13 protein-coding genes are annotated in these 13509 nt (G+C 30.2%); 10 read left to right on the forward strand and 3 right to left on the reverse strand.

Going from position 1 to position 13509, the window contains the following annotated elements; genetic code table 11:
* Window positions 1-139: 139 nt before the first annotated feature.
* The 8 genes from CLFE_RS04785 (at window position 140) to CLFE_RS04820 (ending at window position 6753) form a co-directional block, all read left to right on the forward strand.
* On the forward strand, window positions 140-904 hold the full coding sequence (locus CLFE_RS04785) for a DeoR/GlpR family DNA-binding transcription regulator (protein ID WP_077892459.1): 765 nt from the start codon (window positions 140-142) through the stop codon (window positions 902-904).
* A 148-nt stretch (window positions 905-1052) separates the two neighbouring features.
* On the forward strand, window positions 1053-1481 hold the full coding sequence (lacA, locus tag CLFE_RS04790) for a galactose-6-phosphate isomerase subunit LacA (RefSeq protein WP_077832158.1): 429 nt from the start codon (window positions 1053-1055) through the stop codon (window positions 1479-1481).
* Window positions 1482-1499: 18 nt separating this feature from the next.
* Window positions 1500-2021, forward strand: a complete 522-nt coding sequence (gene lacB / locus CLFE_RS04795; RefSeq protein ID WP_077892460.1) for a galactose-6-phosphate isomerase subunit LacB — start codon at window positions 1500-1502, stop codon at window positions 2019-2021.
* Window positions 2022-2082: 61 nt separating this feature from the next.
* On the forward strand, window positions 2083-2937 hold the full coding sequence (locus CLFE_RS04800) for a tagatose bisphosphate family class II aldolase (protein WP_077892461.1): 855 nt from the start codon (window positions 2083-2085) through the stop codon (window positions 2935-2937).
* Window positions 2934-3860, forward strand: a complete 927-nt coding sequence (locus CLFE_RS04805) for a 1-phosphofructokinase (protein ID WP_077892462.1) — start codon at window positions 2934-2936, stop codon at window positions 3858-3860. The genes CLFE_RS04800 and CLFE_RS04805 overlap by 4 nt, the downstream gene beginning before the upstream one ends.
* Window positions 3861-4004: 144 nt before the next feature.
* Entirely contained in the window at window positions 4005-4478 is a 474-nt protein-coding gene (locus tag CLFE_RS04810; protein WP_077892463.1) for a MarR family transcriptional regulator, read from the forward strand.
* Between the two features lie 142 nt (window positions 4479-4620).
* A complete protein-coding gene (locus tag CLFE_RS04815; RefSeq protein ID WP_077892464.1) occupies window positions 4621-5838 on the forward strand; it encodes an MFS transporter in 1218 nt (405 codons plus the stop codon).
* 153 nt (window positions 5839-5991) lie between these two features.
* Complete coding sequence (locus CLFE_RS04820; protein ID WP_077832152.1) at window positions 5992-6753, forward strand: DeoR/GlpR family DNA-binding transcription regulator; 762 nt, start codon at window positions 5992-5994, stop codon at window positions 6751-6753.
* A gap of 54 nt (window positions 6754-6807) precedes the next feature.
* On the opposite strand, the gene CLFE_RS04825 is transcribed toward CLFE_RS04820, so the two are convergent.
* Together CLFE_RS04825 and CLFE_RS04830 are read right to left on the reverse strand one after the other, a co-directional pair.
* Window positions 6808-7725: an AEC family transporter gene (locus CLFE_RS04825; RefSeq protein ID WP_077892465.1), complete on the reverse strand. Its 918-nt coding sequence runs from the start codon at window positions 7723-7725 to the stop codon at window positions 6808-6810.
* 407 nt (window positions 7726-8132) lie between these two features.
* Window positions 8133-9716: an ABC-F family ATP-binding cassette domain-containing protein gene (locus CLFE_RS04830; RefSeq protein ID WP_077832149.1), complete on the reverse strand. Its 1584-nt coding sequence runs from the start codon at window positions 9714-9716 to the stop codon at window positions 8133-8135.
* Between the two features lie 348 nt (window positions 9717-10064).
* On the opposite strand from CLFE_RS04830, the gene CLFE_RS04835 reads away from it, so the two are divergent.
* Window positions 10065-10343, forward strand: a complete 279-nt coding sequence (locus CLFE_RS04835; RefSeq protein ID WP_077832148.1) for a CD3324 family protein — start codon at window positions 10065-10067, stop codon at window positions 10341-10343.
* Between the two features lie 67 nt (window positions 10344-10410).
* Here CLFE_RS04835 and CLFE_RS04840 read toward each other — a convergent pair whose 3' ends face one another.
* Window positions 10411-11763 carry an MATE family efflux transporter gene (locus tag CLFE_RS04840; protein WP_139356079.1) on the reverse strand — a complete coding sequence of 451 codons (1353 nt, stop codon included), beginning with the start codon at window positions 11761-11763 and terminating at the stop codon, window positions 10411-10413.
* A 175-nt stretch (window positions 11764-11938) separates the two neighbouring features.
* Here CLFE_RS04840 and CLFE_RS04845 point away from each other — a divergent pair, with 175 nt between their 5' ends.
* Window positions 11939-13483: an ABC-F family ATP-binding cassette domain-containing protein gene (locus CLFE_RS04845; RefSeq protein WP_077892466.1), complete on the forward strand. Its 1545-nt coding sequence runs from the start codon at window positions 11939-11941 to the stop codon at window positions 13481-13483.
* Window positions 13484-13509 lie beyond the last annotated feature (26 nt).

Consider the following 13509-nt stretch of genomic DNA (forward strand, 5'->3'; position numbering starts at 1 on the left):
CAACAATAGAACAACAATGTTCAACAAAATGATAAAATTAATCATAAATGGTATTGAAAATGATAATGATAAGTGATAATATATAATCGTAAACAGAAATTGTGCATAATTTTGTATAGTCAAATATGGAGGCGTACATATGCTAAAGGATGAAAGATTCCAAAAAATATTAGATATGCTCGAGAAAAATAACATAATAAAGATAACGGATATCAATGAAAAATTGGGTGTTACAGAGATAACAGTTAGAAGAGATTTAAAAGTTCTTGAAAATAAGGGGCTGCTTGAAAGAATTTATGGTGGCGCAAAGAAAATAATCATAAGTAATAAAGATACATTCAAAGAGTTATCTAACAATGAAAAGAAAAAAATCAATATAGAACAAAAAAAGCATATTGCTAAGCTTGCCAGTGAAATGATTGAAGAAAACGACATCATATATATAGGACCTGGAACTACAAGCGAACTTATATATGATTATCTAAAAGTTTCGTATGTAAAGGTTATAACTAATTCAATGCCAGTTTTCTTAAAGTTCAAAAATGATAAAAGATATGAAATTATACTTATAGGAGGAAGATACCGTTCTCACACAGATGTGTTTGTAGGAAGTTTTACGAATACAAATTTAAAAAGTATGAGAGTTAAAACTGCTTTTGTAGGTACAAATGGTATATATAATGATAATATAACCACTTCAAATGAAGAAGAGGGGATGTGTCAAAAGATAATAATGGATAATGCAATAAAAAAATTTGTTTTATGTGACAGCAGCAAGTTGGAGAAGGAAGATTTCTTTAGTTTTTATAATTTGGAGAAGGTAACAGCTGTAATTACAGACAAGAATATAGATGAAAGATTAAAGAACAAGTATGAGAAGAGAGCTAAAATAATAAACTCATAAAAATAATGATAGCTAAAATGTAAGAAGAGGAAATCAATAGGTCCATTTTACTCTTCTGTGGATTAATATTGTGTGTAGATTGTTGGTGATTCACGGAAGAGAATAATATAAAAAGTACAAGTTAAATTAGAGAGGAAGGTAATTTTTTATGAAAATAGCTATAGGAGCAGATACAGATGGCTTTGAATTGAAAGAATATTTAAAAAATTATTTAAAAGTAAAGGGAATCGAAGTGGTAGATAAAACTCCTAAAAAGGGAAGTAATCTTGTTGAAGCTGCTAGTTTAGTTGCAAAGGCAATTATGGATAAAGAAGTTGAACGTGGTATAGCCATAGATGAATATGGAGCAGGTTCTTTTATGGTTGGAGCTAAGCACAAAGGAATAATATGTGCAGAAGTTTCAGACGAACATTCGTCTAAAATGACAAGTCAACATAATTCAGCAAATATGCTTGCAATCGGAGCAGGAATTGTTGGAAAGAAGCTTTTAGAGAAAATGATTGATGCATATTTAGCTGAAGAATATGCAGGTGGAAGACATCAAATAAGAGTTGATATGTTAAATAAAATGCTATAAATTACGGGGGGTAGTAAAATGATAATTTCAATAGGTTCAGATCATATAGTTCCAGATATAAAAATGAAGATTTCGGAGTATTTAAAATCAAAGGGTCATACGGTTATAGATAACGGAACCTATGACTTTGTAAGAACACATTATCCTATATTTGGTAAAAAGGCAGCTGAAAAGGTTGCATCAGGCGAAGCAGATTTAGGAGTTATTTTATGTGGAACTGGAGTTGGAATATCAAACTCAGCAAACAAGGTGAAGGGAATAAGAGCAGCACTTGTTAGAGATGTAACAACAGCAAGATACGCAAAGGAATATTTGAATGCTAATGTAATAGCAGTAGGTGGCAGAATAGCTGGAATAGGTCTTATAGAAAATATAATAGATGCTTTTTTAGAAGCTCAGTACCAGCCTACTAAAGAAAATGAGGAGATAATAAAAGGAATAGATTCACTTATAAAGAACGATGAGGGTCAATTTGGAAATGAACATTTCTTTGATGAATTTATAGAAAAGTGGGACAACGGTGGCTATCCAAAGGAGTAATTTAGATATAAATCATTGAAGGTTTTTAAACTTTTATAAAAGAAGGGAAGGGGTTAGTATCATGTTAGTTACAACAAAAGGATTATTAGTTAAAGCTCAAAAGCAGCATTATGCAGTACCTGCATTTAATATACACAATCTTGAAACATTTAGAGTGGTAGTTGAAGCTGCAAGTGAATTAAATTCACCAGTAATAATAGCAGGAACTCCTGGTACTATAGATTATAGCGGAGAGGAATATTTAATAGCAATTGCTAAAGAAGCAGCAGCAAAGCATATAAATATACCAATAGCAATGCATCTAGATCATTTTCAAGATGTAGAAAGACTTAAACACTGTGTAGATGTAGGCTTTACATCAGCTATGATAGATGCTTCAAAAATGTCCTTTGAGGATAATATTAAAATTACAAAAGAAGTTGTTGAATATGCACATTTAAAAGGTACAGTTGTAGAGGCTGAACTTGGAATGCTTGGAGGGAGAGAAGAAGAGGTTGTCGTAGATGAAAAGGATGCAATGTACACTAATCCTGATGCAGCAAAAGAATTTGTAGAAAAGACAGGAATAGATTCTCTTGCGGTTGCTATAGGAACGGCACATGGTCTCTATAAAGGAGAGCCAAAGCTTGACTTTGATAGACTTAAGCAGATAAGAGAAAAGGTAGATGTTCCGTTGGTACTTCATGGGGCTTCTGATGTTCCAGAAGATTTAGTTAAAAGAGCCATCGAACTTGGAATATGTAAAGTAAATATTGCCACAGATCTTAAAATACCTTTTTCTGATGCAGTTAAAGAATACTTTAAAGAACATCCAGATGCAAACGATCCAAGAAATTACATGACTCCAGGAAAGAAAGCAATGAAGGAAATTGTTGTTAAGAAGATCAAGATGTGTGGGAGCGAGGGAAAAGCTTGATTACAATCATAAACTTAAATGCATCTGTTGATAAAAGATATGAAATAGAAGATATAGTTAAAGGAAAGGTTATGAGAGCAAGAGCTGTAGAAAATACGGCAGGGGGAAAAGGCTTACATGTTGCAAATGTAGCACACATTTTAGGTGAAGATATTACTACTACAGGTTATGTAGGTGGAAAAACAGGTGAGTTTATTGAAGCAAAACTCAGAGAAATAGGTATTAAGAGCGAGTTTGTTAAAATAAAAAAAGATACTCGTGAATGTCTTGCCTTTGTAACTGATGACTTAGTTCAAACAGAAATTTTAGAACCAGGACCTGAAGTTACAGAGGAGGAACAAGAGGAGTTCTATAAGGTTTATGAAAAGCTTCTTTGTAAATCTAATATTATAGTAGCATCAGGTAGTGCACCTAGAAATGTACCAAAGGATGTTTACAAAAAGCTTATTGAAAGAGCAAATAGAAGTGATAAAAAATTTCTATTAGATACAAGTGGAGATTTACTTAAGGAAGGCATAGAGGCAAAACCTTTTTTAATAAAACCTAACAAAGATGAGCTTGAAATGTTAACTGGAAAAGCTATAGTAAATGAAAAAGATATAATAGATCATATAAAAATACTCAATAGTAGAGGAATAAAATGTGTTATTGTATCCTTAGGAGCCGGAGGTTCTTTAATTAGTTTTAATAAAAAAATATATAAAGTATTTATTCCAAAGGTAAAAGCAGTAAATCCTGTAGGTTCAGGGGATTCTCTAGTTGGGGGCTTTGCTGTTGGACTTCACAGAAATTATGATATAGAAAAAATTATAGCATTGGCTTCAGCCTGTGGAACAGCAAATGCTATGATAAAAGAAACAGGATGGGTTGAATTAAATACGGTTAAAGATATTATGGACAAAGTAAAAATAGAAAAGTACTGAATATAAAAAGTGCATTCTTAAAAGGAATAGCACTTTTTATATTTATATTGTTTAAGCTATAAAGTAATTATTTTCATATTGTTGAAATAGAAACAAAAATTTAATATAATATTGTTAATGTGCCAACGGAGGGGAGGACATGCCATGAACAAAGAAGAACAGGTAATAATGGGCTTTAGGGATGTATTAAATAAGATGTCTTGGCTTAATAAGGTTAAGATGGAAGAAGAACTTAAGGGATATAAGCCTTCTGAGGTTCATTGTATTGAATACATTGCAAAAAATGCAGATTCAAATGTGACAAAACTTGCGGAGTCTTTTTATATGACAAGAAGTGCTATAAGTAAAATAGCTAGAAAGTTAATGGAAAAAGGTTTTATAGAAAGCTATCAGAAACCAGATAACAAGAAAGAAATTTATTTTAGACTTACCCAAAAAGGGAAAGAGATTAACAAAACTCATGAAAAATTGCACAAAGAGTTTAGGGAAAGAGATAAAACTGTATTTGAACATATAACCGAAGAACAATTTGATAGTATGCTTAATTTTGTGGAAAAGTATAGTAAGCATTTGGATGAAGAAATAAAAAAACAAGGGATAGATAATAGATCTGAATAAAAAATATAACTAAAGGCAGCTTATCACTAAAGGTGAAAGGGCTGCATTTTTATTATTTTTTGTTTTGTTGACAAGGAAACAAAACTGTGTTAGAGTAAATATGTTTCCGGGGAAACAAAATATCTTTGAGAGGAGAATCTAAATGTTCAAATTTAAATCACATAATAAACAAAGCATAGAACAAACTGTGGATAAAAAATCTTTAATATTTGGTTTAATGTCTGTGTTTCTTTGTTCAATAGGCTTTAGTATCATAATACCTATTGTACCATTTTTAGTACAACCTTATATAAGCAATACAAACAATCAAGCCCTAGTCGTTACAATGCTGACTTCTGTTTATGCAGTTTGTATGTTCTTTTCAGCCCCTGGACTTGGAGCTTTAAGCGATAGATATGGACGACGTCCAGTACTTTTAGTATGTCTTTTGGGTTCCACAGTTGGATACTTAGTTTTTGGTATAGGAGGAGCTCTATGGATACTATTTGCAGGACGTATAATAGATGGTATAACAGGCGGAAATATAAGCACTATCTTTGCATATTTTGCAGATATTACGCCTAGGGAAAAGAGAACGAAATATTTTGGATGGGTTAGTGCAGTTGCAGGTTTAGGAACTGTAACTGGACCTACTCTAGGTGGATTACTTGCTAAGTTTGGTTATTCCATGCCTATGTATTTTGCAGCAATAATAACTTTATTAAATTTTATTTATGGATTTTTTTTCATGCCTGAAAGCCTTGATAAAAATAGGAGACTAGAAAAAATAACGTTTGTAAGACTGAATCCACTTACACAGCTTATAAGCGTACTTTCTATGAAAAACTTAAAAAGACTACTTATCGCAGCGTTATTACTTTGGATCCCCAACGGATCCTTACAGGCAATTTTTTCACAATTTACAATAGATACTTTTAGTTTAAAGCCTGTATTAATCGGACTTGTTCTATCAATTATGGGGTTTCAGGACATTATCTCACAAGGATTTATAATGCAAAGGCTTTTGATAAAACTTAGCGATGCACAGATAGCAATTTTAGGAATGATTTCTGAGATTATAGGTTATAGTCTTATTGCAGCATCGGCTTTGTTTTCATTTTATCCTTTATTTATTGTAGGAATGTTTATATTTGGTTTCGGAGATTCAATTTTTGGACCTTCCTTTAATGGAATGCTTTCTAAGTCTGGTGATGCTAGTGAACAAGGAAGGATTCAAGGAGGTAGTCAATCTATTCAAGCTTTGTCAAGAATAGTTGGACCTATTATTGGTGGACAAATTTATGTATCAATTGGTCATGCTGCGCCTGCTTTTATGGGTGTGATTCTTATAGCTGCTGCAATAATAGTTTTGTATAAATGATGCCTAAAGAATATAACAAATATAGTAAATATTGGGAGTATATCGTGATAAATGCAAAGTTTAGTGCATATTTGTGTATAATTGAGGTTACATTTTTTTATTCTTTAGTATAGAATAATATATATGTCTTATTCTATTCTTGGAGGATTAAATATGTTAAAAGAAGAAAGATTACAGAAAATATTAGATATGGTAGATGAAAATAATATAATAAAAATAACTGATATAAATGAAAAACTTGGAGTAACGGAGATAACTATAAGAAGAGATTTGAAAATACTTGAAGAAAGAGGTTTCATTAAGAGAATATATGGTGGAGCAAAGAAAGTACAGAAATCTGCCAAAGATAATTTTAAGGAACTTTCAAGTAATGAAAAAAGAAAAATAAATATAGAGTTAAAGAAGCATATAGCTAAGATTGCGGCTGGTATGGTAGAAGAGAATGATATAATTTACATAGGACCGGGAACTACTAATGAACTTATATATGATTATATAAATGTCTCATATGCTAAGGTAATAACAAATTCAATGCCAGTGTTTTTAAGATTTAAGGATGATAGTAGATTTGAAGTTATACTAGTAGGTGGAAGATATAGAAAGAGAACAGACGTATTTGTTGGAAGTTTTACAAACGATATATTAAAGAGTATGAGGGTTAAAACTGCTTTTGTGGGCACTAATGGAATTTGCGATAACAATATAACTACTTCAAATGAAGAAGAGGGAGCTTGTCAAAAAATCATATTAGATAATGCCATGGAAAAATATGTACTATCAGACAGTACAAAAATTGGAAAAGAAGATTTCTTTGGTTTTTACAATTTGGAGGATATAACTGCGATTATTACAGATGAGGGTATTTCAGAGGACTTAAAAGAAAAGTATCAAAAGAGAGTTAAGATAATAAACTAAATGTGTAGTGCTAGATTTAGGAGAGAACGTAGCTAAATCTAGCACTATAATTATTTACACTACTAATTTAATTACTAAAGGTATTACTACAATGGAAAGTACAGTAGTTATAAAAATATGTTTTAAAGCTACATTCTCATCACTCCCATATTGAAGGCTCATAACAGCTGCATTAGAGGCTGCAGGCATTGCTTCGAGTACAACAATTACGCCTATAACTATTTGATCAGCATTTAATAATTTTAATACTACAAAGGTTATGGCTGGTACAATTAAAAGCTTAACCACAGTCAGCATATAAACTAGCTTGTCTTTAAACAAATCTCCAATATTAATGTCAGCTAACATTATTCCAACAATTATCATTGATAAAGGAGAGGTCATTGAACCAATTGAACTAATAGTTGATATTACCAAAGTAGGAAGTTTTACATTGAAAATAAATAAAATAAAACCAATAATAGTAGCTATAATTGCAGGATTGATGACTGCACGTTTTAACTCTTTAAAAGAATTGTCTTTGGAATTTTTTAAAACCATTATTCCATAACTAAACATAAAAAGATTTAAAATTATACCGAATATAGCACAATAAAAGACTCCTTTTGCACCATAAATACTTTTTAGAACCGGATATCCCATAAAACCTGAGTTGGAAAAAACAGTTAAAAATTTCGACACACCTTTTTTAGAATCAGTAACCTTTGTATAGGCTAGTTTAGAAAAAATAATTAAAACTACATGAATTATTAGGGCATATAACAAAATGTTTTCAGCAGAAGTTAATACTGACTTTGAAAATTTTATTGTTAAAAAAGAGTTTATTACTAATAATGGAAGTGTTATTTTTAATAATAAATTACTTAACCCTACATTTAATTTCTTGTCGATATATCCCATTTTTGAAGCGTAAATACCTACAAGAATCATTAAGAATAACATAAATACTTGATTTAATACGTCACTATTCAAAACTTTCACCTCGATTAATTTTCAAACCATAGCAGGGTTATAAAGCTCCAAAATAAATAGAGCTTATAAAATTAAATACTATTTTTTCTTTTCTTAAGTTATTGGTAGAATTTAAGTTGCTATGTAAATAATATTTTATAATTTCTTTTCTTAATTTAATTTTATCATATAATAACTGCATTTCTTTATTAAATTAAAAAAAATATGTTTGAAATTCGTTGTAAACGTTAATTGAAAATATGGTTATATTAATTATTACAAAATACAATTATTAGTGTTTTTAATATGAAATCACAATGAAATGATAAATAAAACTTATTATTATATGTAAATTATGAGATCAATTCATAAAGATTTTCAATATAAAAAAAGGCATCCATTAAATATAGATGCCGCAATTTATTTGATTATTGAATTTCAAGGTACTCATCATAAGTACATTTTCTATCAATTATTCCATCGTCAGTAATTTCTATAATCCTATTTGCTATAGTTTGAATAAATTCGTGGTCATGAGATGTAAATATCAAATTACTTTTATATGTTGTTAAACCATTATTTAAAGCTGTTATAGATTCTAAGTCAAGATGGTTTGTTGGTTGGTCAAACATTAAAAAGTTTGCATTTGTAAGCATTGTTTTTGCTAGCATACATCTTACCTTTTCTCCTCCAGAAAGAACGCTTGCCTTTTTTAGAGCTTCTTCTCCTGAAAATAACATCCTACCTAAAAAGCCTCTTATATAGGTTTCTGTTTTTTCTTCTGAATATTGACGAAGCCAATCAACTAAGCTTAAATCACAATCATTGAAGTATTCAGAGTTATCCTTTGGAAAATAAGCGTTTGTTATTGTTATTCCCCATTTAAAGCTTCCACTATCTGGCTCCATTTCACCTGAAAGTATTTTAAATAAAGTAGTCTCCGCTATTTCATTTCCTCCAACTAATGCTATTTTATCGTCTTTAGAAACTATAAAGCTTACATTATTTAAAACTTTTTCTCCATCAATTGTTTTTGAAAGATTTTCAACAGTTAAAATGTCATTTCCAGGTTCTCTTTCTGGTTTAAATGCAATAAAAGGATATTTTCTATTTGATGGTTTAATGTCTTCAAGGTTTAATTTATCAAGCATTTTCTTACGTGAAGTAGCTTGCTTGGATTTTGAAGCGTTAGCGCTAAATCTAGCTATAAAGTCTTTTAACTCTTTAATTTTTTCTTCTTTTTTCTTGTTTTGATCTTTTGCCATTTCAAGGGCAAGAGTACTTGATTTATACCAGAAATCATAGTTTCCAACATAAAGGGTTATTTTACCGTAATCTACATCAGCAATCATAGTACAAACTTTATTTAAGAAATGTCTATCATGGGATACAACTATAACAGTTCCTTCAAAATCTATTAAAAATTCTTCAAGCCAAGCAATTGATTTTATGTCGAGATGGTTAGTAGGCTCGTCGAGAAGTAATATTCCAGGGTTTCCGAAGAGTGCTTGAGCTAAAAGTACTTTCACCTTTTCTCCACCAGTTAAATCAGACATTTTTTTACTATGAAGTTCTGTTGGAATTCCAAGACCTTGAAGAAGTGTAGCTGCTTCAGATTCTGCTTCCCAACCATTTAGTTCTGCAAATTCACCCTCTAAATTAGATGCTTTAATTCCATCTTCTTCACTAAAGTCAGGTTTAGCATATAGAGCGTCTTTCTCTTTCATAATAGCGTATAGACGTTCATTTCCCATTATTACTGTTTCTAAAACTTCATATTCATCATAACCAAAATGATCTTGCTTTAAAACAGAGATTCTAGTATTGCTATCTACAGAAACATCACCTGTATTTGGTTCAATTTCTCCTGATAATATTTTTAAAAATGTACTTTTTCCAGCTCCGTTCGCTCCAATGATTCCGTAACAGTTGCCTGGAGTGAATTTCAAATTTACGTCCTCAAATAGTTTTCTTCCACCATATCTTAAACTTACATTATTTACAGTTAACACGGATTACTTCCTTTCTACTTAGGGATCTTATACCCTCACTTATTATTTTTTTAGATAATTAAAATTATATCATAGTTTGTGAAATATATTAACCTAAAATAAGTGTTGTATTTACAATCATTGTTTCTCTATAAAAATTATATTATACTTATATTATAAAGGCTTGATAAAGGGAAGTGAAATGTAAAATGAAATTAAAGACTTTTTTGGCTAATGTAGTAAGCTCCATGCAAGGATTATAAGATATGAAAAACTTTTGCTTGGAGCTTTGAAAACCAATGAGTTTTTCATATTTTATTTAGTCTTTGCTTTTTATTTACAAATTAATGTAGATAGGAGCTAAGTTCTATGAAATATGAAAAAGCACAAAATATACTTCCACAAAATATAATTGAAATAATTCAAAATTATATTGATGGTGGATACATTTATATACCTAGAAAAAATGAAAATAAAAAATCTTGGGGAGAAAATACTGAAACTAAAAGTTACCTCAAGAATAGAGATAAAGAAATCTTTAATAAGTATTCCTCTGGAGTATCAGTTAAAGCTTTAGCTGAGCAATATTTCTTAACAGAGGGTAGTATTAGAAGAATTGTAAGAAATATAAAAAATTTGAGTCCTTAAAAGAATTATTTTAAATATAAATTAAAATCGCTAAGCTGCAAAACAAAATTAGCGATTTTATAATTTATTAACTAATTTTAAGCTTTTCAAAATCTTTTTCTATTTTAAAGAAAGTACCTAATAAGAACAATGTACAAAGTACCCATAATATGGGTTCCACAATGCATACTCCTAGGTATCCTAGTTTTGGAACAAGCCATAAAACCGCTGCAAACTTACCTATCATTTCAATACTGCTGGATATAAGTGGTGCTATTTTTCGTCCAATTCCTTGAAGAGAGGTTCTAAGTACAAGCAGAATGTGAAGCACATAAAAAAATGGAAGATTTATTTTTAAATATTTTGCAGCCATGTTAGTAATATAACTATCAGAGGTTCCTGTAAGTGCTTTTGTAAGTATAGGTGCAGCTGTATATGCAATAAGGACACAAAAAGTTGCCCATATAAAGCCCAAAACACATGTCTTTTTTATACCTTCACGAATTCTATTTATTTTTTTAGCTCCATAATTTTGTCCCACAAAAGTGGCATTTGCAGTTACCAAGGTAGAAAGTGGAAGCATAAGCATTTCATCAAGCTTTCTTGCGGCTAAGTGAGCAGTAATAGTTGCTTTTCCAAGACTATTAATTGAGCCTTGAAGTATTACAGTACCTAATGCAAAAATTGAACTCATTAAGCCCATAGAAAGACCTGTAGTAAACATTTCAATTATAAGCTCTTTATCAAAATGAAAGTGCTTTTTAGAAAGCTTTAACTCTGGATAATATTTAACAATATGTATAAAACATAGAATTACAGACAACACTTCAGATATAACTGTGGCAAGGGCTGTTGACCATACCCCTCCATGCATTATAACAACAAATATTAAATCCATAGCTAAGTTGAAAAATAAAGATATAATAAGAAAAACTAGAGGAGTTTTACTATTTCCTAAGGCCCTTAAAACACCTGCTTCCATATTATATAAAATGGTTGAAGTTATTCCAAGTAAAATAATAATTATAAATTCGTAGGCATCTTTGATAATTTCTGGTGGTGTATTTAGAAGTTTGAGGATTGGCATAATAAAGATACATGAAAGTAAAGTAAAAAGTAGTGCTGTTATAACGTTTAATATCAGCATTACACCAACAGAATGACGAAGCTTTTCCATATTTTTTTCTCCATAGCTTCTAGCAACTATTATACTGTAGCCATTATTCATTCCATTGGCCATTCCTATAATAAGACTGTATATAGCAGAGGTTGCACCAATGGCAGCTAAAGCATTATCACCTAAGTTGTATCCTGCAATCATGGTATCAAGTACATTGTATAATTGCTGAAATATGTTTCCTAAAAAAATAGGTAAAGCAAATGTAAAAATTAACTGAAGGGGATTTCCTTCTGTCATATCTTTGATTCTAGTTTTGTTCATATAGCATTCCTTTCTCAGTTATAGTCTATATAATAAGTATATCATTTAAAATTTATCTAAAGTCCATTAATTTCAGAATATGTTCTTAAATTCTACAGAAATGTTTATAAACTTGAACCTCAAAGCTTTATAATGATAATATTTTAATATAATAAACTAAAGGAAGTAGAATAAAATGAGTATTTTAACAGTAGAAAACATGAGTCATTCTTTTGGTGATAGGGTGATATTTAATAGGGCAAACTTTAGAATTTTAAAAGGTGAGCATATAGGACTTATTGGTGCTAATGGAGAGGGTAAATCAACCTTTATGAAGCTTATTTGCGGTGAAATTTTACCGGATGATGGTACTATTAAGTGGAATAATAAGTTTAGGATTGGATATATGGATCAGCATGCTTCATTAAAAAAAGGTGTCACAGCTCTAAATTTTCTAAAGGAAGCTTTTGAGGGTTTGTTTGAAATAGAAAATAAAGTGAATAAATTATATGATGAACTTGGTAGTATGAACGAAGAAGATATGAATAAGGCATTAAATAAAATTGATGTATTTCAAGAGATTTTAGATAAAAATGATTTTTATAGTATTAATTCTAAAATACAAAGTGTTGCTGCAGGGCTTGGAATTAAAGAACTTTTAAATAAAGATGTTTCAGCTTTAAGTGGTGGTCAAAGAACTAAAATTTTACTTTCCAAATTGCTCCTTCAAAAGCCAGATATTTTATTATTAGATGAGCCAACTAATCATCTTGATGTAGAGCATATAGAGTGGTTAAAGGAGTATTTAATAAATTATGAAAATGCATTTATATTAATATCTCACGATAATAGCTTTCTAAATAGTACAGTGAATGTAATTTATCATCTTGAGCACAAGACACTAACAAGGTATCAAGGAAACTATGAATACTATCTTAAGCTTTATGAAATAAAAAAACAGCAGTTAAAAATAGAATATAAAGAGCAGCAAAATGAAATAGCAAAGCTTGAAGAATATATAAGAAAAAATAAAGTAAGAACAGCAACAGCAAAGCAAGCAAAATCAAGGGAAAAGAAGCTTAATAAAATTGAAAGAATAGAAATTAACAAAAATATAATAAAGCCATATTTTAAATTTAAAAGTGCAAAAATGCCAGAAAGTTTAATTTTTAATGCTAAAGGTCTAGTTATAGGATATGATAAACCCTTAACCAAACCTATAGATTTAAAAATGAAAAGAGGACAAAAGATTGCAATAACTGGTGCCAATGGGCTTGGAAAAACAACTCTTTTGAAAAGCCTTTTTGGATTATTAAAACCAATAAAAGGTACTGTAACCTTAAGTGATTATAAAAAAATAGGATACTTTGAACAGGAAATTGCACAAGATAGTAAGAATACAGTTTTATATGAGGTATGGAACACGTTCCCTAATTTAACGCAGACAGAGGTTAGAAGTGATCTTGCTAAATGTGGATTAACAAGACAACATATAGATAGTCCTATTAATATATTAAGTGGAGGGGAGCAAGCGAAGGTTAGATTATGTAAGCTTATTAATAAGCCCACCAATATATTAGTGTTAGATGAGCCAACAAATCATTTGGATATTTATGCTAAGGAAGAACTTAAAAGAGCCTTAAAGGAATATGAAGGAAGTATAATTTTGGTATGTCATGAAAGAGAGTTTTATGAAAATCTTGCGACAGATGTATGGAATTGTGAACAGTGGACAGTTTAATTAAAAGGCAGAAATCTTAATTTTAG

Origin of the sequence: Clostridium felsineum DSM 794 (genome assembly GCF_002006355.2) — a bacterium.
In the GTDB taxonomy this organism is placed as follows: Bacteria; Bacillota; Clostridia; order Clostridiales; family Clostridiaceae; genus Clostridium_S; species Clostridium_S felsineum.

What these genes read in the sequence shown, in the direction of transcription:
- CLFE_RS04785 (WP_077892459.1), top strand. Translation starts at nt 140, where the DNA reads ATGCTAAAGGATGAAAGATTCCAAAAAATATTAGATATGCTCGAGAAA.
- lacA (WP_077832158.1), top strand. Translation starts at nt 1,053, where the DNA reads ATGAAAATAGCTATAGGAGCAGATACAGATGGCTTTGAATTGAAAGAA.
- lacB (WP_077892460.1), top strand. Translation starts at nt 1,500, where the DNA reads ATGATAATTTCAATAGGTTCAGATCATATAGTTCCAGATATAAAAATG.
- CLFE_RS04800 (WP_077892461.1), top strand. Translation starts at nt 2,083, where the DNA reads ATGTTAGTTACAACAAAAGGATTATTAGTTAAAGCTCAAAAGCAGCAT.
- CLFE_RS04810 (WP_077892463.1), top strand. Translation starts at nt 4,005, where the DNA reads ATGAACAAAGAAGAACAGGTAATAATGGGCTTTAGGGATGTATTAAAT.
- CLFE_RS04815 (WP_077892464.1), top strand. Translation starts at nt 4,621, where the DNA reads ATGTTCAAATTTAAATCACATAATAAACAAAGCATAGAACAAACTGTG.
- CLFE_RS04820 (WP_077832152.1), top strand. Translation starts at nt 5,992, where the DNA reads ATGTTAAAAGAAGAAAGATTACAGAAAATATTAGATATGGTAGATGAA.
- CLFE_RS04835 (WP_077832148.1), top strand. Translation starts at nt 10,065, where the DNA reads ATGAAATATGAAAAAGCACAAAATATACTTCCACAAAATATAATTGAA.
- CLFE_RS04840 (WP_139356079.1), bottom strand. Translation starts at nt 11,763, where the DNA reads ATGAACAAAACTAGAATCAAAGATATGACAGAAGGAAATCCCCTTCAG.
- CLFE_RS04845 (WP_077892466.1), top strand. Translation starts at nt 11,939, where the DNA reads ATGAGTATTTTAACAGTAGAAAACATGAGTCATTCTTTTGGTGATAGG.